The organism is Nanhaiella sioensis (assembly GCF_046557775.1).
GTDB lineage: Bacteria > Bacillota > Bacilli > Bacillales > SM2101 > Nanhaiella > Nanhaiella sioensis.
The window spans coordinates 1,220,995-1,244,298 of the sequence record NZ_JBKAEG010000001.1; the positions used below are offsets into that span (position 1 = coordinate 1,220,995).

General features: G+C 35.6%; 19 protein-coding genes. 9 read left to right on the forward strand and 10 right to left on the reverse strand.

Going from position 1 to position 23,304, the window contains the following annotated elements:
* Positions 1-6 precede the first annotated feature (6 nt).
* From narI to V1503_RS05670, 4 genes are read right to left on the reverse strand one after another with little or no spacing between them, the layout of a single operon-like run.
* The gene (gene narI, locus V1503_RS05655) at positions 7-696 is read right to left on the reverse strand and encodes a respiratory nitrate reductase subunit gamma (RefSeq protein ID WP_214483552.1); all 690 of its coding nucleotides are present in this window, start codon (positions 694-696) and stop codon (positions 7-9) included.
* Positions 697-740: 44 nt separating this feature from the next.
* Positions 741-1,310: a nitrate reductase molybdenum cofactor assembly chaperone gene (narJ, locus tag V1503_RS05660; protein ID WP_410625483.1), complete on the reverse strand. Its 570-nt coding sequence runs from the start codon at positions 1,308-1,310 to the stop codon at positions 741-743.
* Positions 1,258-2,802: a nitrate reductase subunit beta gene (narH, locus tag V1503_RS05665; protein ID WP_410625485.1), complete on the reverse strand. Its 1,545-nt coding sequence runs from the start codon at positions 2,800-2,802 to the stop codon at positions 1,258-1,260. The genes narJ and narH overlap by 53 nt, the downstream gene beginning before the upstream one ends.
* Positions 2,792-6,475 carry a nitrate reductase subunit alpha gene (locus V1503_RS05670; protein ID WP_410625487.1) on the reverse strand — a complete coding sequence of 1,228 codons (3,684 nt, stop codon included), beginning with the start codon at positions 6,473-6,475 and terminating at the stop codon, positions 2,792-2,794. Before V1503_RS05670 ends, narH begins: the two co-directional genes overlap by 11 nt.
* A 159-nt stretch (positions 6,476-6,634) precedes the next feature.
* Here V1503_RS05670 and V1503_RS05675 point away from each other — a divergent pair, with 159 nt between their 5' ends.
* The 3 genes from V1503_RS05675 to V1503_RS05685 all read left to right on the forward strand — a co-directional run bounded on the left by V1503_RS05675 (position 6,635) and on the right by V1503_RS05685 (position 10,263).
* Complete coding sequence (locus V1503_RS05675) at positions 6,635-7,045, forward strand: hemerythrin domain-containing protein (RefSeq protein ID WP_214483556.1); 411 nt, start codon at positions 6,635-6,637, stop codon at positions 7,043-7,045.
* A 435-nt stretch (positions 7,046-7,480) separates the two neighbouring features.
* Entirely contained in the window at positions 7,481-8,776 is a 1,296-nt protein-coding gene (locus V1503_RS05680; protein WP_410625488.1) for an MFS transporter, read from the forward strand.
* A gap of 38 nt (positions 8,777-8,814) precedes the next feature.
* Positions 8,815-10,263 carry an MFS transporter gene (locus tag V1503_RS05685; RefSeq protein ID WP_410625489.1) on the forward strand — a complete coding sequence of 483 codons (1,449 nt, stop codon included), beginning with the start codon at positions 8,815-8,817 and terminating at the stop codon, positions 10,261-10,263.
* Between the two features lie 582 nt (positions 10,264-10,845).
* Here V1503_RS05685 and V1503_RS05690 read toward each other — a convergent pair.
* On the reverse strand, positions 10,846-11,088 hold the full coding sequence (locus V1503_RS05690) for a hypothetical protein (protein ID WP_410625491.1): 243 nt from the start codon (positions 11,086-11,088) through the stop codon (positions 10,846-10,848).
* Between the two features lie 40 nt (positions 11,089-11,128).
* Positions 11,129-12,235 carry a peptide-methionine (S)-S-oxide reductase MsrA gene (gene msrA / locus V1503_RS05695; protein WP_410625493.1) on the reverse strand — a complete coding sequence of 369 codons (1,107 nt, stop codon included), beginning with the start codon at positions 12,233-12,235 and terminating at the stop codon, positions 11,129-11,131.
* Positions 12,236-12,659: 424 nt separating this feature from the next.
* Between msrA and V1503_RS05700 the strand changes: the two genes are divergently transcribed.
* Positions 12,660-13,115, forward strand: coding sequence for a GNAT family N-acetyltransferase (locus V1503_RS05700; protein ID WP_410625495.1), 456 nt, complete (start codon positions 12,660-12,662; stop codon positions 13,113-13,115).
* A 59-nt stretch (positions 13,116-13,174) separates the two neighbouring features.
* On the opposite strand, the gene V1503_RS05705 is transcribed toward V1503_RS05700, so the two are convergent.
* Together V1503_RS05705 and V1503_RS05710 are read right to left on the reverse strand one after the other, a co-directional pair.
* Positions 13,175-13,873, reverse strand: coding sequence for an ABC transporter ATP-binding protein (locus V1503_RS05705; RefSeq protein WP_214483560.1), 699 nt, complete (start codon positions 13,871-13,873; stop codon positions 13,175-13,177).
* 16 nt (positions 13,874-13,889) lie between these two features.
* On the reverse strand, positions 13,890-15,329 hold the full coding sequence (locus tag V1503_RS05710) for an ABC transporter permease (RefSeq protein WP_410625498.1): 1,440 nt from the start codon (positions 15,327-15,329) through the stop codon (positions 13,890-13,892).
* Positions 15,330-15,700: 371 nt separating this feature from the next.
* Here V1503_RS05710 and V1503_RS05715 point away from each other — a divergent pair, with 371 nt between their 5' ends.
* Together V1503_RS05715 and V1503_RS05720 are read left to right on the forward strand one after the other, a co-directional pair.
* Positions 15,701-16,405 (forward strand): response regulator transcription factor, encoded by a 705-nt coding sequence (locus V1503_RS05715; protein ID WP_320258799.1) that lies wholly within the window; start codon positions 15,701-15,703, stop codon positions 16,403-16,405.
* Positions 16,395-17,840: a sensor histidine kinase gene (locus V1503_RS05720; protein WP_410629388.1), complete on the forward strand. Its 1,446-nt coding sequence runs from the start codon at positions 16,395-16,397 to the stop codon at positions 17,838-17,840. Before V1503_RS05715 ends, V1503_RS05720 begins: the two co-directional genes overlap by 11 nt.
* A 100-nt stretch (positions 17,841-17,940) precedes the next feature.
* On the opposite strand, the gene V1503_RS05725 is transcribed toward V1503_RS05720, so the two are convergent.
* On the reverse strand, positions 17,941-18,414 hold the full coding sequence (locus V1503_RS05725) for a DinB family protein (protein WP_410625500.1): 474 nt from the start codon (positions 18,412-18,414) through the stop codon (positions 17,941-17,943).
* A 703-nt stretch (positions 18,415-19,117) separates the two neighbouring features.
* Here V1503_RS05725 and V1503_RS05730 point away from each other — a divergent pair.
* The 3 genes from V1503_RS05730 to V1503_RS05740 all read left to right on the forward strand — a co-directional run bounded on the left by V1503_RS05730 (position 19,118) and on the right by V1503_RS05740 (position 22,167).
* Positions 19,118-21,268 (forward strand): RCC1 domain-containing protein, encoded by a 2,151-nt coding sequence (locus V1503_RS05730; RefSeq protein WP_410625502.1) that lies wholly within the window; start codon positions 19,118-19,120, stop codon positions 21,266-21,268.
* Positions 21,269-21,482: 214 nt separating this feature from the next.
* On the forward strand, positions 21,483-21,704 hold the full coding sequence (locus V1503_RS05735) for a MazG nucleotide pyrophosphohydrolase domain-containing protein (protein WP_410629389.1): 222 nt from the start codon (positions 21,483-21,485) through the stop codon (positions 21,702-21,704).
* Between the two features lie 274 nt (positions 21,705-21,978).
* A complete protein-coding gene (locus V1503_RS05740) occupies positions 21,979-22,167 on the forward strand; it encodes a hypothetical protein (RefSeq protein WP_214483566.1) in 189 nt (62 codons plus the stop codon).
* A gap of 350 nt (positions 22,168-22,517) precedes the next feature.
* Here the strand turns inward: V1503_RS05740 and V1503_RS05745 are convergent, their stop codons facing one another.
* Entirely contained in the window at positions 22,518-23,303 is a 786-nt protein-coding gene (locus V1503_RS05745) for an ABC transporter permease (protein WP_410629390.1), read from the reverse strand.
* Position 23,304 lies beyond the last annotated feature (1 nt).

Here is a 23,304-nt window from a genome sequence, read left to right on the forward strand (position 1 = left end):
CACCGTTTATCCCTTCTTAGTCATACTACGATATACAATATATTTGCGATTTAAATATGTAAGAGGAACACTCCACACGTGTACAAGCCTCGTAAATGGCCAAATCGCAAAAAGTGCTACTGCACTGATGATATGTATTTTAAACCCGAACGGTGCGCCTATCATCAGCTCAGGAGTTGGTCGAAACATTAAAATCCCTCTTATCCACGGTCCTATATATTCTCGATAATCGAATTCTCCTCCTGTTGCCGTATAACCAACTGTATTTGTAAAACCTGTAAGAACAACCGCCCCTAAGACAACTAACACGACCAAATCGCTTTTTGAACTGTTAATTAAAATTCTACGTACTGTGATCCTTCTCAAAAATAATAAAAACCCACCAACTACCGTAGCTACACCAGCTGCACCGCCAAACCACACTGCCCCGAAATGATACATTTCCTCTGAAATTCCAACATAATCATAAAATCCCTTTGGAACGAGCAACCCTGCAACATGGCCAAAGAAAACGATAATAATTCCCCAGTGAAAAAGTAAACTTCCCCATTTTAATTTCTTCTTTTCCAAAAACTCACTAGATTTCGCTGACCACCCAAACTGATCGGTGTTGTACCGATAAATATGGCCCAACACAAATATGGCTATTACAATATAAGGGTATATTAACCACCAAAATTGATCCCAAAATGACATTTCCATCCCTCCATGGCCTTAGTGAGAGTTCCTTTATATTCAAGCTACCCTGCCTGTTTTTGTTCTATTAATGAATCAATAGCTAGTATACAACCGTTTAATACATGTTCATAAGGACTTGCTAGACTTGTTAATTCCTTTTGTAAACGATCTATCGACTTCCGATGAATATTAAACATTTTCATAGCACTCTCTTCAGAAGATTCCGATGCGAATTCTAAAATTAAAGGAAAAAAGTCGGGTAATTCATCATTTTTGATATAAAAGTCCTCTTTCGCAAATTCAAACCTAAGTTTAACGAATGCTTGACCTCTTTCACGGTTATCACCAAACACGTCATACGTTAAATACAGTGTTGTTTTGTCATTAAAATCAAAAGTGTTGACATATGTTTCACACAACTCAGTCAAACAATGGTTGGCAGTATATTGAACAAAATCACTATAGGCTTGCTGTACTTTGTTATCGCCGATGCTATGAATTGCTTTAATAATCTCTTCATCACCCACCCATTCTTTTGAAGGGTAATGTAAAAAAATTGACGCAAGTTTAAATATAGTCTTACTGTCTTCCATCTTGAGCATGCTGTATATCACTCCAATATTTTTCTCCATACAAATATAAATCCTCGTTACTCTCGCTTACACTACAATCATTGCACCCTTCCATATAGTCATAACCAGTTGACCCTTGACCAAAATACATATCTCCAACCTTTTCTTTATGAGATGAGGGTATAACGTATCGATCGGAATATTTCGCTATAGCAGCCAGCTCATACATGTCGCGAGCTGACTGTTCGGTTAAGCCAGCTGACTCTAAAATATTTGAGTCAAATGATTTTTGGATATTTACACTTCTCATATAACTTCTCATCGCCACTAATTTTTTTAATACACCCTCAATAACCTTTGTATCTCCAGCACTTAATAGATTAGCCAAATATTCGATTGGAATGCGAAATTGTTTAATTGTCGGAAACACAATTCTTGGATCAATTGAGTCAACTTGACCACCGAGTGCATCCATCATCGGACTTAGTGGCGGAACGTACCAAACCATCGGTAACGTACGGTATTCAGGATGAAGTGGGAGTGCAATCTTTTGCTCAATAGCTAACTTATACACAGGTGATCTTTGAGCAGCTTCAATCCAATCTTCTGGAATTCCCTCATTTATGGCATTGCGTATCACTTCCGGATCATGTGGGTCTAAGAAAATATCCAACTGAGATTCATATAACTTTTTCTCATCACTTACGGATGCAGCTTCTTTCACACGTTCTGCATCATAAAAGACTAGGCCTATATATCGAAGTCTTCCTACACACGTTTCAGAGCAAATTGTTGGTAACCCACTTTCTATTCTCGGAAAGCAAAATGTACATTTTTCTGCCTTCTTTGTTTTCCAATTAAAATATACTTTCTTATAAGGACAACCTGTCATACAAAATCGCCAGCTCCGACACGAATCTTGATCAACTAAGACAATGCCATCTTCATCTCTTTTATAAATTGATCCAGAAGGACATGATGATACACAAGATGGGTTAAGACAATGTTCGCAAATGCGTGGTAAATACATCATGAACGATTGTTCATATTCAAACTTAATCTTGTCCTCGATCCCTTGTATATTAGGATCATTTTCACCTGTAATATGAACACCTGCTAAATCATCTTCCCAGTTTGGTCCCCACTGTATATCCATATAGTCACCTGTTAGCTGTGATTTCGGTCGTGCCACAGGCTGATGCTCACGCTCTGGACTATTAATCAATGTTTCATAATCGTAAGTCCAAGGTTCATAATAGTCATCAATTTGTGTCAAATCCTTGTTGTAAAAAATGTTGAGAAGCTTACTCGCTCGGCCACCAGCCTTCAGCTCCAATTTTCCGTTCCTTACTTCCCACCCCCCTTTATGGGTTTCCTGATTTTCCCACTCCTTAGGATAACCAATGCCAGGTTTTGTTTCGACATTGTTCCACCACATATATTCAGCACCAGGCCGATTTGTCCATGTATTATTACAAGTAACACTACATGTATGACATCCAATACACTTATCTAAATTCATAACCATTCCAAATTGTGCTTTAACTTTCAAGCCAGTTCACCTCACCCTTCTCTAGCCTGCGGATCATGACCATTTCATCTCGCTGATTACCTGTTGGGCCGTAATAATTAAAGCCATAGCTTAGCTGAGCATACCCACCAATCATTTGTGTAGGTTTAATATGAATTCTCGTTGGACTGTTAAATGTTCCTCCTCGCAACTTCGTAGTTGGTGAACCTGGCACATTAATCGTTCTGTCCTGGACGTGATACATATAAGCTACCCCTCTAGGCAAACGGTGACTCGTAACTGCTCGGGCAACTACGACACCATTTCTGTTATACATCTCTAGCCAATCGTTGTCGTTAATCCCTGCATGATTGGCATCTTCATGATTAAGCCAGACGTGTGGACCACCTCTAAATAACGTAAGCATCGGTAACGTATCACCATAAGTACTGTGATATGACCATTTGAAATGCGGTGTTAAATAACGCAACTCAATTTCATTACCGTGATTCGGCCTGTGATCTTGATCTAAAAATGTTAATTTACGAAGAGGTGCTTTAAATGTAGGTAGTTCTTCACCAAATTCTATTATGGTTTCATGGTCTAAATAGAAATGTTGTCTACCCGTTAATGTTCTCCATGGTATGAGACGTTCTACATTTGTCGTAAAAGGTGAATAACGTCTATTTCCAGTCTCTGTGCCGCTAAATACTGGTGATGAAATGACTTTTTGAGGCTGAGCAGTAATTTCATCAAAGGAAATGTGCTCTTCTGCTCGTTCGATTGCCAAATCTTTTAACTGCTGCCCAGTTTTCTTCTCCATGACATCCCATGCTTTCATTGCAAGAGAGCCGTTCGTTGTACTGGACAACGTTAGAATCGTTTCAGCTACATTTCGATCGGTATACAGACTCGGACAATCTTTGTAATCCTTTGTTTGTCTTGCTACACCATTTATTGCTTTTAACTTTTCGTACTCTTCCTTTGCATCCCAACCAATACCTTTAGCACCAATGCTGTTCTTAATTACACCACCTAATGCAATATATTTCTCATATACCTTTGTGTACTCCCGTTCTACAACATGTATACGAGGTAAATTTACGCCAGGCTCTGGTTCTACATCATCATGCTTCCAATCAGGTATTTGCCCAAATAATTGTGAAATTTCATCTTTCGTATCATGTAATAAAGGTGTTGCAACAATATCTTTCGTTGGCTCTGGAAAAATCTCTTTTGCTAATTCAGAAAATTTTTCTGCCAAATTTTTGAATGTATCCCAATCAGATTTACTTTCCCAAGGGGGTGCTATTGCTGGATTAAATGGGTGTACGAATGGATGCATGTCTGTGCTACTAATATCATATTTCTCATACCAAGTAGCAGCAGGCAGGACAATATCCGAATACAACCCCGTTCCAGTCATGCGAAAATCTATATTAACTAACAAATCGAGTTTCCCTTCAGCTGAAACTTCTTGGCTATCGACTTCAGCAGTATGTAATTCATCATTTTCAACACTTAAAGAGCCATGATGTGTTCCTAAGAGGTGTTTCAAAAAATACTCATGACCTTTAGCAGAACTGCCTAATAAATTAGCGCGCCATACAATTAATGACCTAGGAAAGTTAGCAGGATTACTCGGATTTTCAATAGCAAACTTAAGTTTGCCGTTCTTTAAATTTTTTACAACATACTTCACAGCTTCATCATTTGTCTTTGCGTTTGCTTTTTTATAAAGATGTATAGTATTTTCCTGAAATTGTGGATAGGAGGGTAGCCACCCTAATCTAGCCGCTAACGCATTATAATCTGCTAAATGTTCATATCTTGGTTTATCAATCGTTGGAGAAATATGGTCAGCAACTGACTGATCCTCATACCTCCACTGCTCCGTTGCAAAGTAAAAAAATGATGTGCCGTTTTGTAAGCGTGGTGGTCCACCCCAATCACGTGCAGTTGCAACGGTTTGCCAGCCTTCTAATGGCCTCACCTTCTCTTGCCCTACATAATGAGCCCATCCCCCACCATTCACGCCTTGAGATCCAGTGAGCAATACAAGATTTAGCACCGCTCGATAAATGACATCTGAATGATACCAATGGTTAATTCCAGAACCCATAATAATCATGGATCGACCATTTGAATCAATTGCATTTTGCGCAAACTCTCTTGCAATTTGTGCAACAACCTCTTTGTTAATTCCCGTTTTATCTTCCTGCCAAGCTGGGGTATATGGCTTTGGATCATCATAATTTGTTGGATAATCTCCTGGTAAATTACGACTTACGCCTGTTTTTGCTAGTAATAGATCAAATACAGTTGTCACATATTGAACTTGGCCATCTCCATCACTAACTATTCTTACAGGTATAGTCCGTTCAAGCGTGGCTTTCTCATTTTCATCAAAATAAGGAATTGATATCGAAAGCAGTTCATCTTCTTTATTTAGAAGCGTTAATAATGGTGAAATGGACTGTCCATCTTCTGATGGCTGTTGTAAGTTAAGATTCCAGTTACCTTTATCCTCCCAACGATGTCCTATTGTTCCATTAGGTATAAGAAGTTGGTTAGTTTCACTATCTATAACGACCGGCTTCCATTCAGCATGAGTTACATTCTTTCCAATATCACTAGCCCTTAAGAAACGAGTAGCTACATAGGATTCTCCTTTTTTTTCAAGCTTGATTAAGAAAGGGAGATCAGTATACATTTTTGCGTAGTTATCGAAATAAGGCGTATTTTTGTCGACGTAGAATTCCTTAAGTATGACATGAGTCATTGCCATTGCTAAGGCAGCATCCATGCCTGGGTTAACAGCCAACCAATGGTCTGCAAATTTAACGTATTCAGCATAATCAGGACTAATTGAGACGACTTTCGTTCCTCTATATCTCGCTTCTACCATAAAATGTGAGTCAGGGGTTCTAGTTTGTGGTACATTAGAGCCCCAAATTAGTAAATAACTAGAATTGTACCAATCTGAACTTTCCGGTACGTCTGTTTGTTCACCCCATACTTGTGGTGATGCTGGAGGAAGGTCAGCATACCAATCATAAAAACTAAGGATGGCACCACCTATTAATGATAAAAATCGTGCACCGCCTGCGTGACTAACCATTGACATAGCTGGAATCGGAGAAAAGCCAAAAATTCTATCTGGTCCATACTTGTTAATCGTATATAATAACTGTGCAGCGATAAGTGTATTTACTTCGTCCCATGAGGTACGAACAAACCCACCCTTTCCTCTTGTAGATTTATATCGCCTTTCCTTGTCAGGATCTTCGATAATACTCGCCCAAGCATCAATAGCATTGGAATTCTCCTTCATTGCCTGCCGCCATAATTTAATAAGACTGCTCCTTACATATGGGTACCTCACTCTTAAAGGACTATATATATACCATGAAAAACTAGCCCCTCTAGGACAACCTCTTGGTTCATATTCAGGCATATCAGGGCCTGTTGAAGGATAATCAGTTTGTTGAGTTTCCCACGTGATAATCCCGTCTTTCACATGTATTTTCCAGCTACAAGAGCCAGTACAATTCACACCATGTGTGGACCGAACTACTTTGTCATGCTGCCACCTTCTACGATAGTATTTCTCCGTTTCCCTATCATATGGTGATAGTTCACTGTGGTCTGTAAGCTCAGTTGTTTTCCCGAAATATGTAAGTTTCTTTAGAAGTGGGAGCTTCTTTTTACTCATTTTCCGCATCCTTCCTTATTTAGAAATCATCGCTATGAGATTCTTTTGCCCAAATCATTTAGTAAATATTCTTAAATGATTAGATGATTAGATGTTTAAAAGTTAATAAGGTGTTTATACTGTTAACCATTAACAACACGAATAATGAGGTGAATGAAGATGTCAGGACCATCATTAAGAAAATTGGACGCCCATCAATCAATTCATGAAGGAGCAGTCACTGAGGGGAAAGAGTTACTTGATATGCTAGTGAAGCTATATAAAGACGACCAACACCAATACGCACAAACTGTTGCAAAAGTGTTAGTTGAACATTGGGAAACTAGAACGATTGCTCACGCAGATTCTGAAGAGGAAGGATTTTATGTTGATCTTCTTAATAAGAATCCAAATTTAAAAGAATCATTAACTATGTTAAAGCGAGACCATGACTTGTTACGAATATTAGTAACGGACGTAAAAGACATGCTAAAAAACGAAGGGTTAACTGAAGAAGTGATTGACCATTTTAAAGCTATATTAATTGTTTTGGATATACATAATCATGATGAGGAGATACTTTTGTCTTAATTACCTAGACTCCTTCGATAAATGTTACTGCTTTCTTTACTAATAATGGCAATAAGGTGAAATCTATCGACCACCATAATTAAAAATTAACCAAAATACCATAAAACCTAGATTTAGTGCAAAGATCAATAAATGCGAAAACTGCCATTACAAAAGAGCAACCTTTAAGATTATCTAAAGGTTGCTCTTTTATTATGAATTTATTGGAACGTACGGGTCTTATTTCCGTTTTTTCAGAAGAAAAGGACATAAATTCAAGTTGCGAAGGTTGTTGTTGCTTAGGGTGAAAAACAGTAAATGTACTCTTATTGACATGCTTTTATAGCATTTCGGTTCATAAAAATGAATGTTTTTCCTTATTTAGAATATAAACGTATACAAATATTAACCAAAAGGAATGATAACATAGATTAATATTTAGGACGGAGGATTTGCATGGCTAGAATTACGAATTGGGAACCAGAAAATGAAGATTTTTGGGAGCGCGAAGGTCGAAGACATGCTCGAAGGAATTTAAGGATATCCATCCCTGCCCTACTTCTAGCATTTGTTGTTTGGCAAATATGGTCAGTCGTTGCTGTCAGATTAAATGATGTAGGCTTTTCTTTTACCCAATCTGAATTATTTACGTTGGCAGCCCTTCCTGGATTAACAGGAGCTACGTTTCGTATTTTTTTTACTTTTATGCCTGGGATTGTTGGAGGAAAAAATTGGACAGTCATTAGCACAGCGCTTTTGCTTTTACCAACTGTAGGAATTGGCATTGCAGTCAACAATCCAGAAACGTCCTTTACGATGATGGCAACTTTAGCAGCATTATGTGGTATCGGTGGCGGGAATTTTTCTTCATCCATGGCAAATATTAATCCATTTTATCCTAAAAAAGAGCGAGGGGCGGCTTTGGGATTAAATGCTGGTATTGGTAACCTAGGTGTTAGTGTCGTGCAATTTCTCACTCCAATCGTCATAACAGCAAGCATTATTGGGACTTTTACTGGGACATCGCAAACATTAGATAATGGTGAAACCATTTGGATTCAAAATGCAGCGTTCGTCTGGGTAATTCCGATTATTATCATTACACTAGCTGCGGTAGTCGGCATGGACAACTTACCGGGAACAAAACAATCTTTTAAGGAACAAGCTATTATATTCAAAAGAAAGCACACTTGGATAATGACTTGGTTGTATACGATGTGCTTTGGATCATTTATTGGATATGCCGCTGCTTTTCCATTGTTAATTCAAAATGAATTTGCCGAACAAAATGCAGTCGGATTAGCATTTTTAGGGCCATTAATCGGAGCAGCAGTCCGTCCAGTAGGAGGGTGGATATCAGACAAAGTAGGCAGTGGTGCACTTATTACATTTTGGGATATTATTATTATGATTATTGCTACGATAGGTGTAATATACTTCTTACAAATTCATCATTTTACCGGATTTTTAATCATGTTTCTTATACTATTCTTTACTACGGGAATAGCAAATGGCTCTACTTTCCGCATGGTTCCTTTTATTTTCCCAGCAAAAGAGTCCTCACCAGTGTTAGGTTTTATTGCAGCAATCGCAGCTTACGGTGCATTTTTAATCCCAAAAATATTTGGCTGGTCAATTGACACAACAGGCTCTGCCAATTTTGCTTTATATATATTTCTTGTATATTACGCGATCAGCTTAATAATTTGCTGGTATTATTATTCTCGAAAAAATGCTGAAATTAAATGTTAATCAACTTTTATTTGTAATTATTTGGGGGAGAATTCCGCATGAAACCTAGTGAATTAATGAAGTTTCAAAACAAACAAATTCGAGTATTACATTTTACGTGGATAGCTTTTTTCATTTCTTTTTTTACGTGGTTTAATATGGCACCTCTAGCCACAACGATGGTCCAATCTGTAGGATGGTTGACAGATGATCACCTCGCGGCATTAGCTATTATAAACGTTGCTCTAACTGTCCCAGCAAGAATAGTTGTTGGGATGTTACTTGACAAATATGGACCTAGAATCGTTTTTTCTGCCTTACTCATTATCATGGCTTTTCCTACCTTTGTTTTTGCATTCGGAAATTCATGGATGCAGCTTTTCGTATCTCGACTAGTTTTAAGTGGTATTGGTGCAAGCTTTGTCATTGGAATTCGAATCATTTCCGAATGGTTCCCTCCAAAAAAAGTTGGCTTTGCAGAAGGCTTTTACGCTGGATTTGGCAATTTTGGTTCGGCTGCAGCTGCTGTTCTGTTGCCTTGGATAGCTATACAAATTATCGGCGGTGACAACGGCTGGAGATATGCAATTGCTTATACAGGCGTTATTTGCCTCATCTATGGTATCATTTATTTCTTTATCGTAACTGACACACCTGAAGGCAAAAAATTTCTTCGATCAGAAAAAATAGCAGCAATGCAAGTAAGCTCTTGGGGTGATTTAATTCAATTAATTATTTGGACAATTCCATTAGTCGGTGTTTTAGGATTACTCGCATGGCGATTAAAAAATTTAAACTTCATTCCGCAAAATACCTTATATGTTATTTATGTTATTTTGTTCATTGTACTCACTTATCAAATCATTCAAATATTAAGAGTAAATATACCTTTGCTAAAATCAAAGGAAACAACATCAGGAGGCTATCGCTTTAAAAATGTCGCTGCTCTTAACACAACTTATTTTGCAAACTTCGGTGCTGAATTAGCAATCGTCTCGATGTTACCAACTTTTTTCTTAACAACATTCTCTTTAACCCCGACAACAGCGGGATTAATAGCCTCATCTTTTGCATTTGTTAATTTATTTGCACGGCCGTTAGGTGGATGGATATCTGATCATGTTAGAAGTAGAAAGCTAATCATGCTCGCTTATATGTTTGGAATATCCATAGGGTTACTTGGGATGGCATTTATCAACTCAAGTTGGCCTATTGTTCTGGCTGTTACCATCACTGTTTTAACCTCTATGTTTATCCAAGGAGCAGAAGGAGCTACTTTTGCCGTAATCCCTTTTATTAAACGTAAAATGACTGGCCAAATTTCCGGCATGGCAGGTGCTTATGGAAATGTAGGAGCCGTTGTCTACTTAACATTACTCACTTTCGTTACTCCTAGACAATTTTTTATTATTCTGTCTGTAGGTGCATTACTAAGTTTTATATATTGCATGTTTGCTTTAGAAGAGCCAAAAGATTCCCATGGTGATGAATATACCGCTGAAACATAGAATCAATAGGGGTTTTTTCTATTGAAGTGAAACCCCTGAGATCCTCGCCTAACTCACTAGGTTATTCATCATACTAACCAGATTCTTATCCACTAGCCTAGATTTACTAGCAAATTCACTTATCACTGTTTAAAATTGCTGGTTTTCTATCCAAACTTACTGGTTTATTATCCAAACTCTCTGGTTTATTATCCAAACTCTCTGGTTTACTATCCAAACTCTCTGGTTTACTATCCAAACTCTCTGGTTTACTATCCAAACTCTCTGGTTTACTATCCAAACTCTCTATTTACTATCCAAACTTACTGGTTTACTATCCAAATTCGTTGATTTACTATCCAAACTCGCTGCTTTTCTATCCAAACTCTCTGGTTTACTATCCAAACTCTTTGCTTTTCTATCCAAAATCACTATTTTACTATCCAAACTCGCTGCTTTTCTATCCAAACCTCGGTTTACTATCCAAACTCGCTGGTTTACTATCCAAACTCTTTGGTTTACTATCCAAATTCGCTGCTTTTCTATCCAAACTTACTGGTTTACTATCTAAATTCGCTGCTTTTCTATCCAAACCTCTGTTTACTATCCAAACCTCTGTTTACTATCCAAATTCGTTGATTTACTATCCAAACTCTCTATTTTACTATCCAAATTCGCTGCTTTTCTATCCAAACTTTCTGGTTTACTATCCAAATTCGCTGCTTTTCTATCCAAACTCTTTGGTTTACTATCCAAACTCGTTGGTTTACTATCCAAACTCACTGGTTTACTATCCAAAATCGCTGGTTTACTATCCAAACTCACTGGTTTACTATCCAAACTCACTGGTTTACTATCCAAACCCCTCATCTTGCTCTCTATATCTTTACTTAAATAAACTCATATATTCACCGTACCCTTCTTCTTGCAAATCATCTGCTGATATAAATCGTAGGGCAGCTGAATTTATACAATATCTTAAGCCTGTAGGTTTCGGTCCATCAGTAAACACATGACCAAGGTGGGAATCTGCATTTTTGCTCCTTACTTCTGTACGTGTTATAAACAAGCTGCGATCTTCATGTTCAACAATATTATTTGGTTCAAGAGGTTGTGTAAAGCTCGGCCACCCAGTTTCTGAATCATATTTGTCTAATGAACTAAACAATGGTTCTCCAGAAATAATATCAACATAAATACCTTCCTCTTTATGATCCCAGAATTCATTATCATATGCCTTTTCTGTACCATCCTCTTGGGTTACTTTATATTGTATAGGTGTTAAGCTCTCCTTTAACTCTTCTTGAGAAGGCTTGATAAATGCTTTAGGAATGTCAAATTCTCTGTCATCTCCCCAAGTCTCATCTAAATATTGATCTCTTCCCGAGTTATGTCGATAAAACTTATACTTTAAGCTATTCTTTTTGTAGTAATCTTGATGATACTCCTCTGCTTTATAAAATGTTGCAGCTGGTAGAATCTCTGTTACAATTGGATCGTTATATCGTCCAGATTCATTCAAGCTGCTTTTTGACTGTTCTGCTAGCTCTTTTTGTTCTTCATTTTGATAAAAGATTGCTGTTCGATACTGTTCTCCACGATCAACAAACTGCCCACCTGAATCTGTTGGGTTGACCTGTCTCCAAAATATCTCTAATAAAGTTTCATAGGTTACTTTCTCAGGGTCGTAAATAATCTCAACTGCCTCAATGTGACCTGTTGTTCCAGCAGACACTTCTTTGTATGTTGGATTTTCTTGCTGACCGCCAGTATATCCTGAAACGGCATCTATCACACCATCAAGCTTTTCAAACGGTGGCTCCATACACCAAAAGCAACCACCTGCAAACGTCGCTTTCGCATACATTGATTCATTATAACTTTGTTTCACACTAGCTGCCTGCTGATTAGATCCAAATAAAAAATACATGCCAACAATGATAACTAGGCTCACCGATAGGATCATCGTTATTTTCCATTTGTTTTTTTTCACTTTTATACCCCTCTCTATAAATGTAGTTCATCATTGTTCATAGCGTATAGAAAGAACCTTATAAAAGGATAACGAAAAGATTAACAAAGTATTACATAGGTAGATACTAAGGAGTGTTTTTTTCTTATGACTCTTTTCGAAAACATTGAGTAACTGATGTGTATGATATGATTGTTATCGTCTTTAGAGTTTATAGCTCTTATTACAAAAAGCAACAATGAACTCGAAATCAGCCTTTCTTATTTAGACAAATGAAGAGGATCAGATATCAATAAAGTATTAATTACTTTAAAAATTCCACATTTAAGAAATGGGGTAACGAAAATTGCATAATTTTTTTAAAATTCTAGTTATTATATTAATTAGATAAAGAATATAATATATACATCTAAACTACTAATTTAAAAAGGGAGTGAAATGTGAGATGGATATGATGAACCAAACTATTATCCGACCAATGCATGTAGAGGACAACGAACAAATAAAAGCTTTAATGCTTGAGTATATTTGTGATTTTTATCATAAGGAGCAGCCACCATCAAGTAAGATCGACAACCTAATAAATATGCTCACTCAACAAAAAGAAGGAATCCAATTTGTCGCAGAGCACCATGGAGAATTAATTGGTTTTGCGACATTATACTTTTCATACAGTACATTAAGTGCACAAAAGGTTGTCGTACTAAATGATTTATATGTAAGAAATAACTATCGAGGAACTGGGGTTGCAGAGAAGCTTTTTCAAAAGTGTGTAGATTACAAGGATACAAATAACTTTGCTTTTATGTCTTGGGAGACAGCACCTGATAATACCCGTGCTCAAAACTTCTATAAAAAAATGGGTGGAGTTAAGGGCGAGTGGCTAACTTATTCAATTTAAGAGAAATTACATAGAAAAAAAGTTGCTCCTCTAAAGATTAGTGGGGAGCAACTTGCTACTTACTTAATTGAAGAAGTTTGATTGTTATATATGACTCTAAAGTTACCTTTTGAAATTCTCACTGTAACATCTGAAACATTTGCAATATTGTTATCATGTGTAACAACGATGACGCATTTTTCCTCTTCATGTGCTAAATCTTGAAATAGTTTAACGATATCTTTAGCAGTCTTTTCATCCAAATTTCCAGTAGGCTCATCAGCGACTATTAAATCTGATTTACAACTCAGTGCCCGTGCAATAGAAACACGCTGTTGCTGTCCCCCACTTAACGTAAGCACCTTTTGTCCAGCTTGTTTTTCAGTAATACCTACCTTTTTAAGCATACTCAGTGCAAAATCTCTTTTATTTGCTTCATCTGATCCAGTAATCTCCATTGCGGTTATAACATTTTGAATAGCTGTCATATAAGGTAGTAAATTATATGACTGAAAGACGATCGACACATATTTGTTTCTAAAGTTAGATAAACCAATTTTTTTTATATCTTTTCCTTCATATAATATTTTCCCATTTTTCGGCATATCTAGTGCACTCGCCATAGCTAAAAAGGTTGTTTTACCTGAGCCAGAAGGTCCAACTATCGAATAAAAATTCCCCTTTTCAAAACTTACATTAACATTATTTAAGATTGTCTGCTTTTCATTTTCATGTTCATACCAATAATTTACGTCTATAAATTCCAATAGGGCACCCATTTTATTTCCTCCTCAGTTAATCTTGCCTTGATAAAATTGTTTTTGGCTGAAGGCTTAATATTGACATAGATGGAATTAACGTTGATAATATTGCAATTAATAAGCCAATCACCCCTAGCATACTTAAATCTCCGGCTGTCACATCAATTTGTAACTCATCAACTGGCTCAACATCTATTTGTTGTTGTACTTGCCTTGGCATTCTCTGTCCGAAAGAAGCAGGGTTTGAGGCTGTTTCTTCAGATTGTTGTATTTCTTGTGATAACAGCTGGTCACCTATTTGTCCTGCTAGGACATTTCCACTTACAGCAGATATACCGAGTGCTATAACTGCTACAACTAAAATTTCTACTAGGAATTGTCCCATTAGCTTCCATTTTTTCTCACCTATTGCTAATAAAACACCCATTTCATATTTTCGTTCACGAATTGACATCATGACAATTAACCCTAAAATAATTGCACCGGCAATCGTTACTAAATAAACAACATTGGTTGAGAATGATGCAACATTTTCTATAGGACCAATCATCTGTTCATATAATTGATCGTTAGCATCTAGCTTAAAAACATCAAAATCGATAGTACTTTCAAGAGATGCTTCATCAATAAAGCTTTGAATATTTGCAGGGTCGTCCATAAAATATACTGCGTAATCTATAGCGTCTTCATAGTCTTCACTCTTCAAGCTAGAAGCAGTAGTATAAGGTGTGTATACTCTGTTATATGGGTTCAAAAAATCGAAACTTGCTGCTTGATCATCTACTAGTTCTGTTGTTTCATAGATTCCGACAATCTCGAGCATTACCGAGCTAGTTTCATCTGTTCTTTGAATCGTTAACGTGTCACCAATAGCTAAATCATTTGCTATAGCTAAATTTTGTTCTATTACTGCAACGTCCTCACCTATGTCCTCTTCCGTCAAATGGCGACCTTCAACAATCGATGCTTCATCATTTAAAAAGGTCTCCACCGAATCTGTAAATAATACCCCTTGAACACTTATATCTGCCTGGACTCCACGCATATTTCCAGGGTTATTAAAGCCCCCTTGTCCTGTATTAGTTTCCTCTTCATCAATCGTTTCACTTACAATCGGTTCAAAATTCTCAGCCAACCCAGATGCAGAAGAATAATAGTTATATCCTTTTATGTTATCTAATGATAACAATGCTGTAGCAGATTCTACTGGAACTGGGACAGATTGCATACGCCCTTGCTGTCTACCTTCACTTTGTTGTTGTCCTCCTTCTGCCATAAGCTTTTCTCTATCGACTTGTAAGGTGACCTCTCCACCTAATTGTTGTCTTGCTAATTCGCTAGATTTTTGGGCTGCAGTTTGAATGGATAGACCGGCCAGTACTAAAACACAAATCACTGAAAAAACAAATACTAGTAACATACTTTTTCCTTTACGAGCAGTTACACTCAAGAAAGCACGTTTTAAGAAATTCATTCTTACTCCTCCTAATCATTTGCAATTATTTATATCTAATTAATATGTCTGTTTTTTTTTAGGGATGTTTTCGTATTACTTTTACAACGCACAAAACTAGCGTTCATAGTAAAAACGAGGATAATCCCATACCTTTTCTAGTTATTCTAGTTTGTAAAAGTAACAAAAAAAGCAATTATTAATAATTGATAATCTCCTCCAATCTTTGGACTTTTTTATGTGGATGTATAAATCTTAACGCCTATATATGTCCAAACTATGAATGAACTATTTCGTAACCTTTAACGAAAACGAAATATTTTACATAGAGGTTGAAAATAGTCATTATTCAATTTAACTTTAAATAAAGTAATTTTTAGTGGAGGTGTAAGATGAAGATTCTAGTCATCGAGGATAATGAAAGTGTTTGCTCTATGCTAGAAATGTTTTTTTCAAAAGAAGGGTTGTCTGGAAAATTTGTAAATGATGGACTAGAAGGCTATCACCAATTCAAAAAAGAAAATTGGGACTTGCTGATTATCGATTGGATGCTTCCACATATGGACGGTGTAAGTATTTGTCGCAAAATAAGAGAAGAGCAAAGTACCGTTCCTATCATTATGTTAACAGCTAAAGATAGTGAGTCAGATCAAGTACTAGGTTTGGATATGGGAGCTGATGACTATGTAACGAAACCATTTAGTCCACTTACACTCATGGCACGCATAAAAGCAGTTACCCGCAGATATCATCAAGGACAACCTCAAAGTATTGAAACGGATGAGATTCAAACTGACTTTGTAAAAATAAATAAAAATACACGTGAAGTATTTTTAGATGATACATTAATTTCAAATTTAACACCAAAAGAATTTGATCTTTTGTACTTCTTTATTCAACATCCAAGACAAGTGTTTTCAAGAGAGCATTTATTAGAAAAAGTTTGGGGCTATCAATATTATGGTGACGAAAGAACTGTTGATGTACATATTAAAAGATTACGCAAAAAACTAGGTACCAACTCGCGTCCTTTTTTCCACACAGTATGGGGTGTAGGTTATAAATTTGATGAATTGGTTGAAAGTAATGAGAATTAAATATATATATCAACTTATTGGAAGTCACATTAGTATTTTAATTATTGCATTGTTAATTTTAAGTTTGTTATTTACTCACTTTGTCGAAAACTTAATATTCCAAAACAAAGTTGATGAATTACTGTCATTTGGTGATGAAATTTTAAGTGTTATAGACCAAAGCAGCATTGAGACTGAGAAACCTTTAAAGCAATATAACGAAGTATTAAGGGCAAGAAACATTCGATTAATCATGTTTGATAATAAAGGATCCATTCTATCACCCTTTGTTGATCGTTTTAAACAAATACAGTTAGACGAAAAAGAATTACAGCAAATATCCAACGGCGAAACAGTAGTTATAAAGCATGATATACAACGCTTTGATCAAGAAGCATCATTGGTTGCTATTCCTTATGTTATTGATCAAAAAGTGCAAGGAGGCATCTTATTAATTGCACCTATTAGTAATACACAGGATATGATTAGTTCTTTAAATAGAGCTTTACTGTACACAGTTATTATCTCATTATCCATTTCTTTATTATTAAGCTGGTTATTATCAAAATTGCATGTTAGACGAATCCAACACATTCGTGAGGCTACTTCCATGATTGCAGATGGAAACTATAATGTTAATGTGCCAGATAGAACCCTAGATGAACTAGGTGAATTAGCAGCAGACTTTAACCAAATGGCTTCAAAGTTAAGAGAGTCAAATGACGAAATTAATCGACTAGAAAAACGACGTAGACAATTTATTGCAGATGTATCACACGAATTGCGAACACCATTAACGACAATAAGTGGCATAATTGAAGGTTTAAAAAATAACATGATTCCAGAGCAAGAAAAAGATAAAGGCCTGAATTTAATTAGTACAGAGTCAAAGAGGCTTATTCGACTTGTAAATGAAAACTTGGATTATGAAAATATTCGTTCACTTCAAATTCCACTAAATAAAGTCGACATACAGTTGTTAGATATATTCGAAATTATTAAAGAGCATTTAATTACTCAAGCAGAGCAAAAAAATAACCGAGTAATAATACATGTTGATGAGGACATTTATATCCATGCTGATTATGACAGGCTAATGCAAATTTTAATAAACATTACGAAAAACAGCATTCAGTTCACGTCTGATGGTACGATCTGGCTAAGAGGCAAGAAGGGATATAACGAGGTGATCATTGAAATCGAGGACACAGGGATCGGCATAGATTCTAAAGAAATTGAAATGATCTGGCACCGTTTTTACAAAGCGGATATTTCACGTAGAAATAATCCTTACGGAGAGTTTGGATTAGGTTTAGCTATCGTTAAACAACTCGTAAATTTACATGGTGGTGAAATTTCCGTTGACAGTAAAAAACAACATGGTACTAAATTCGTCATTGCCTTTCCTATAAGTAAACCTGAGACTGTAAATCGCATAGATAAGTCTGTCGATTAAACGATATTAGATTTTGAATAAGCAAATCAGGTGGAGGAACCCTCCACCTGATTTAAAAAATATACTCACATATAGCGAAAGGCAGATACTGCTACCTGATCTAATCCCAAATATCAGGTCGATCAATTTGCAGCATTCTCATATATTGAAGTAACTGTCCAGTATGTACTGCGTCATGATATGTTTTTCTTTCTAGTGTATCTCCCAACGACCTTTCAATATCTTTATGCGGCCATTTAATCATCTTTGAATTATATGTTGAAGAAGGTATTTCATTAACATACGATAGTAACTTATCATGATATATATTACTGCCAGCTATTTCACCTTCAATAGTAACGAATGGTTTTCCCCACAATTGTTTCCTTTCTTCTTCAGAAGGTAATCTATGCTCACGTAAGATGGTAAGCCATGAGAAATCATGCAAAAGTACATGCCTAATGGTTTCCCCAACTGTTAATGCTTCGACATCAGGCTTCCAACATAATAAATCATCTGAAAATCCTCTAGCAACTGTGAGGAATCTACGCCTACATTCTTTTAGATCAAGAAGGATTAAAGCTTTTGCATCCATAATAACATCTCCCTATGATTCTTTTATATAGGCTGTTTTCGCATTCATTGTTGTTTTTCGTCTTACGAAGTAAACACGTACACAACTAGATTTCAGGTCCTTTTCTTCTCTAACAACTTAAAAAATCATATCATACACATCAGTTACTCAAATGTAAGTGAAAAAGCCTCAAAGTTTACGAAAAGAGCTTATATATACAACATCATTGTAAAGTGCATTTTATTCCATAGTCATCGAAATATCATTGTAATGATATGATCTTGCAGCTTTGTGTTTTATTTTGATTGTACTAAAACATACACGTATAAAAATTTGAGCTAGAAGCACCCTTTCTTCGTTAGATGAAATGCAATCAGAATTCTTCTAGAAGTGCTAAGTTCGTGACAGTAGCAACAAAGTTTTTGAGGTTAGCTATACTTTTTTATATAGCTCTTTTTGCGTTAATTGTTATTTCTCGTACTTTAGTATTTATTTAGCATTCTTGGCACTTTTTCTTATCGGTTGAAAGAGCCTCTTACAAAAGACAATATTTCATTAGATTATGTGTTAAATAGAAGCACGATAATAATATTTGAAAACTCAAAATAATCATTTTATCAAATCATAGCTTAATATATAATTAACAATGAATTTACTATAATTTGTAAAGGGGACCTATATTTATTTGTCCGAATGCTTACATTTACATAAGGAGGAGCAAAAGATGCTTACAAAAAGAGTACTACTTAACTGTGTTATATTATTAGTCATCTTTTTGAGCACAGCATGTAATCGTCCCATTCAACAAGATCAAGCTACTAATCAAAATCAAGAGGAATCAATTTCTATTGACTCCACTCAAGGAGATCAAGTAAAGGAAGACAATAGTATTGTTGAAGAAACTTTCGATGAAGAACCAAAGGCTCAATTTACAACTACACCTTGCATTGCTGACATGTTTTTAAAGCAAGATAACAGCAACACATCGTTACTTCTTTCGGAGCCATTCATTGAAGGAGAATTATTAGCGGATATAAAAGCAATATCAACTAAAACAATTATCGATGAAGCAAGTTATGGATCACATTATGGAACATCTTATGCATTACATGAAAATGGCAACGTATATGCTTGGGGCTCTAGAAATGAGTATCCTAGAGATAGGAACCCGGCCTTTCCTCAACTTATAAACGATATTCCACAAGCCACTTCAATATCAGGTGAATTTATTTTAACCGAATCAGGTGAAGTATGGTATTTAAATGAAGGTGGCAAACCATTTATGTTATCTTCATTAACAAATATTGTACGTATTAATGAAGTAAGATCAGACACGCTTTTTGCTTTAACAGAGGATGGTACGATTATTCATGTCAGCTTTCAATATAATACAAACACTTTCTCAGCAACTCCTTTATCAAATATAACAAATGTGAGTAAACTCTTTAATTTTGACAATACTCTTTTTGCAATAAAAACGGATGGTACTTTATGGACTGAAGAATATAATAATAATTTATTTAGTAATGAGAAGGAGCCAATTGCTAATCAAGTAAATATTGCTGATACTGTAATTGACGTCGCTGAAGGATTTAACATCAATAGTACCTTTATAAAATTACAATCAGGAAAATGGCTAATCTACCAAAAAGAACATGAGTCACCACCTAAGTTAACACCATTTGAAAAACTGGACGATGTAAAAAAGATAGCTCATAATACTCATGCTAATTTTGCATTAAAGAACGATGGAACGGTTTGGGGGTGGGGGGATCAAAATGGACATATAATTCATTCTAATTCTTTTGAACTGGACACTCCAATACAGATTGAAGGCTTGAATGACATTATTGACATACAAGTAGGTACAGATCACGTATTAGCATTGAGTCGTAATGGAAATGTTTATTCTTGGGGAAATAATATGACCGGACAGCTTGGAACTTCCCCGACTATCTTTCAACACCTTACTGCAATCGGAACTATGTCAGACATTGACCAAATTCTTCCCACTAATAAGACAATATATATACTCCGTAAAGGACAGGTTTGGACAGTAACCGAGGATGTCGAGCTAAAACAATTAGGCATCTCTGAAGATGTACAAACGATGATAAGCAATATGAGACAACCGATTTTTTTAACTTTTAGTGGCAAAATAATCTTTGATTTAAGTGAAGAAGGTTGTGACACTTTGGAAACTGATTTCCCTATTAAAAACATATATGCATATGGATCAGACATAGCAATTCAAAGTGAGGATGATAAATTATATCATTGGACCTTTAACAATAACCACTATAAAACAATTACCTTTGAAAAAGACCAACATACAGAAATCAAAAATATTTACAGCTTTAATAAAACGTTTATTTTAACAACCAACGGAACGGTTTATTACGAAGATCAAATATTAGATGACACAATTATTATGAAACCGATTGAGAATTTGCACAATATCGTTGACTTAAGCTATGATTATGCTCCAGATAGCGGATACAATAAAACTGTTCTAGCAGGTTCAGTACGTGCGTTAGATTCAGAGGGAAACTTATATGGAATAAATCTAGATGAAGACAATAACTTCACACATGAGAAAGTACTTGAGAATATTCATTTAATTACAGGAAATGTTACAATCGATAATTCCGGTGAGATGAAAGACCATAATATTGTGGGAACCCCGTTAATAACCCACATTAATAATTTAGATGATATACTTTTAACCGAATCACTTTATGCATACGGAATAGAAGGACCAGGTCTTCATTATCATGTATTTGTTATGAAGGACGGCAGCATTAATCTCTTTGGTGCGAATCCCTTTTTGTACTTCAATTATACAAAACAAGTTAAACCAGTTATTTTGAATTAAATAGCAACAAAAGATGTTAAATAAATATGAAACAGCCTATTTACGACATAAAGCCCATAATCCTCTATGAAATATGCATACTTTCTCAAAGGCTGTTCTCATATAGAATGTTGTTTCTTTGCCAAAAATCAACTAGGTTTCGGGTATCTTTTCTTCTATAAACGATGACTATTGAGAAAGCGACGTTTTCATCTTCAATTTTAAGATCTATAGCATTAAAGTTTACGAAAAGAGCCTTCTTAAGCTAGTTGAAGAAGTTGGAGAATTGTCTGAGGTTATTCTTAAAGTTCAAAGCTTACAACAATCAGGGACGATTGAAGAGGAATTATATGATGTTCTTTATTACGTAATAGCTATAGCAAATGTTTATGACATTGATTTAACTGCAAGCTTTCATTTACAAGTGAAAATAAATATAACGAAGTCTACCACTTAAATCTACCCTACTACACCGTTGCACACTCTTGGAGTAACGGTGTACTGTCATCATGCTAACTCTCTTTGAATGGCGTCAGTACCTACACACTTCAATATGTGCATGAGTCTTGGTCACCCCTGTTAAACACTTCATAATTTCACATGCGTTTTTAATAAAGAGCCTTTTAAGGTAATATCTAAAAATTAGGCTACTAGAATAAAATCAATGGCCTAATGCATCCCTTTTCTTGACTAATATCATTAAAAGAAAACTAATTAAATAAGTAATACTCGTGACTCCAAATAAAGCAAAAATCCCAGGGGTACCCATTGTATATAAACTGATTGGAAGTGACCACAAAAATGCGATTAACATTAAATGTTTTTTAAGTTTTATAGAAGCTACAATTGCTAAACAAGCAGGAAGGAACAACATTACAAATGTAATTATCATCGGTTCAGTATCTTTTAGGTTTGAATAAGGATTATAATAGTTAAATATAATCCATAAAAATATGCTGGAGAAACCTCCTACTATGCCTAACAATTTTGAAGTATTTCTAATTTTAATCACTCCTTAATTCTAAATGACCCTGCCCTTTAACTTAATAATTATCATCTCAAAATTCCATAATTCCTAGTTGTTACACAACCTGTTCATTATATGGAATACGGTTACTATCATTTTTATGTAACTATGATGTTTGTAACAACTTTATTATTTTTCAAACGATATTACTTACACACTAGCTTCTCTATCATCGAAGAAGCATCCAAAGGTCAATTTTCCTTTGGATGCTTTACATATAACAACATATTGGACAGACAAGTACTATGCAGCTACATCTCTTTTGTTAAAGACAATCCAAGATAGCCCAACAAAGGTAGCAAAATATACAATGAGGACACTGATTGAAAATCTCATTGTCGTCCCTTCTACTAATGGACGATTGTTAATATGTTGGGTAAGGTCTGTATTGGCAAATAATAGATACTTTGCCCATTCTTCATATCCAATACCTATTAAAAGCATGACAGCTGTAGAACCAGCAAACATTAAGAATATAGCCAATCCTATTGATAATGAGCTACTTCTAAACACAGTAGATATCATAAACGCAAATGTTGACATCATCAAAACGTCCACGAAATTTAAACCGTATAAGCTTAATACATGCGCGAGCATAGATTTTTCTACTGTAATATCAGGGGCAATATATGGATCTGTAAAGCTTTCAAATCCAAATAATAATCCACCTAACAAAAAGGCGGTAACAAATAATAGCATGAGCGTCGTTAAAGCAAAAAGCATCGTCGACAAATATTTTGAGAGCAGTATTTTCGTTCTACTAACAGGACGAATGAGGAGTAGCTTAATCGTACCTTGTGTAAATTCTGTAGCAACAATTCCACCAGCAATTATAACAGTAAACAATGTAATGATTACTGTTAAACCACTTGATTCTTCTATGAATGTCCACATAGTAATTGCTTCAGGGGCATTTACTTTTAAGGCTACTCCAAAAATGGTTACAAATGTAATTAATATGCCCAGCAGTATCCATGTAGATATGCGACGATATATTTTCATATTCTCATTTCTAATAAGTGAGAGCATA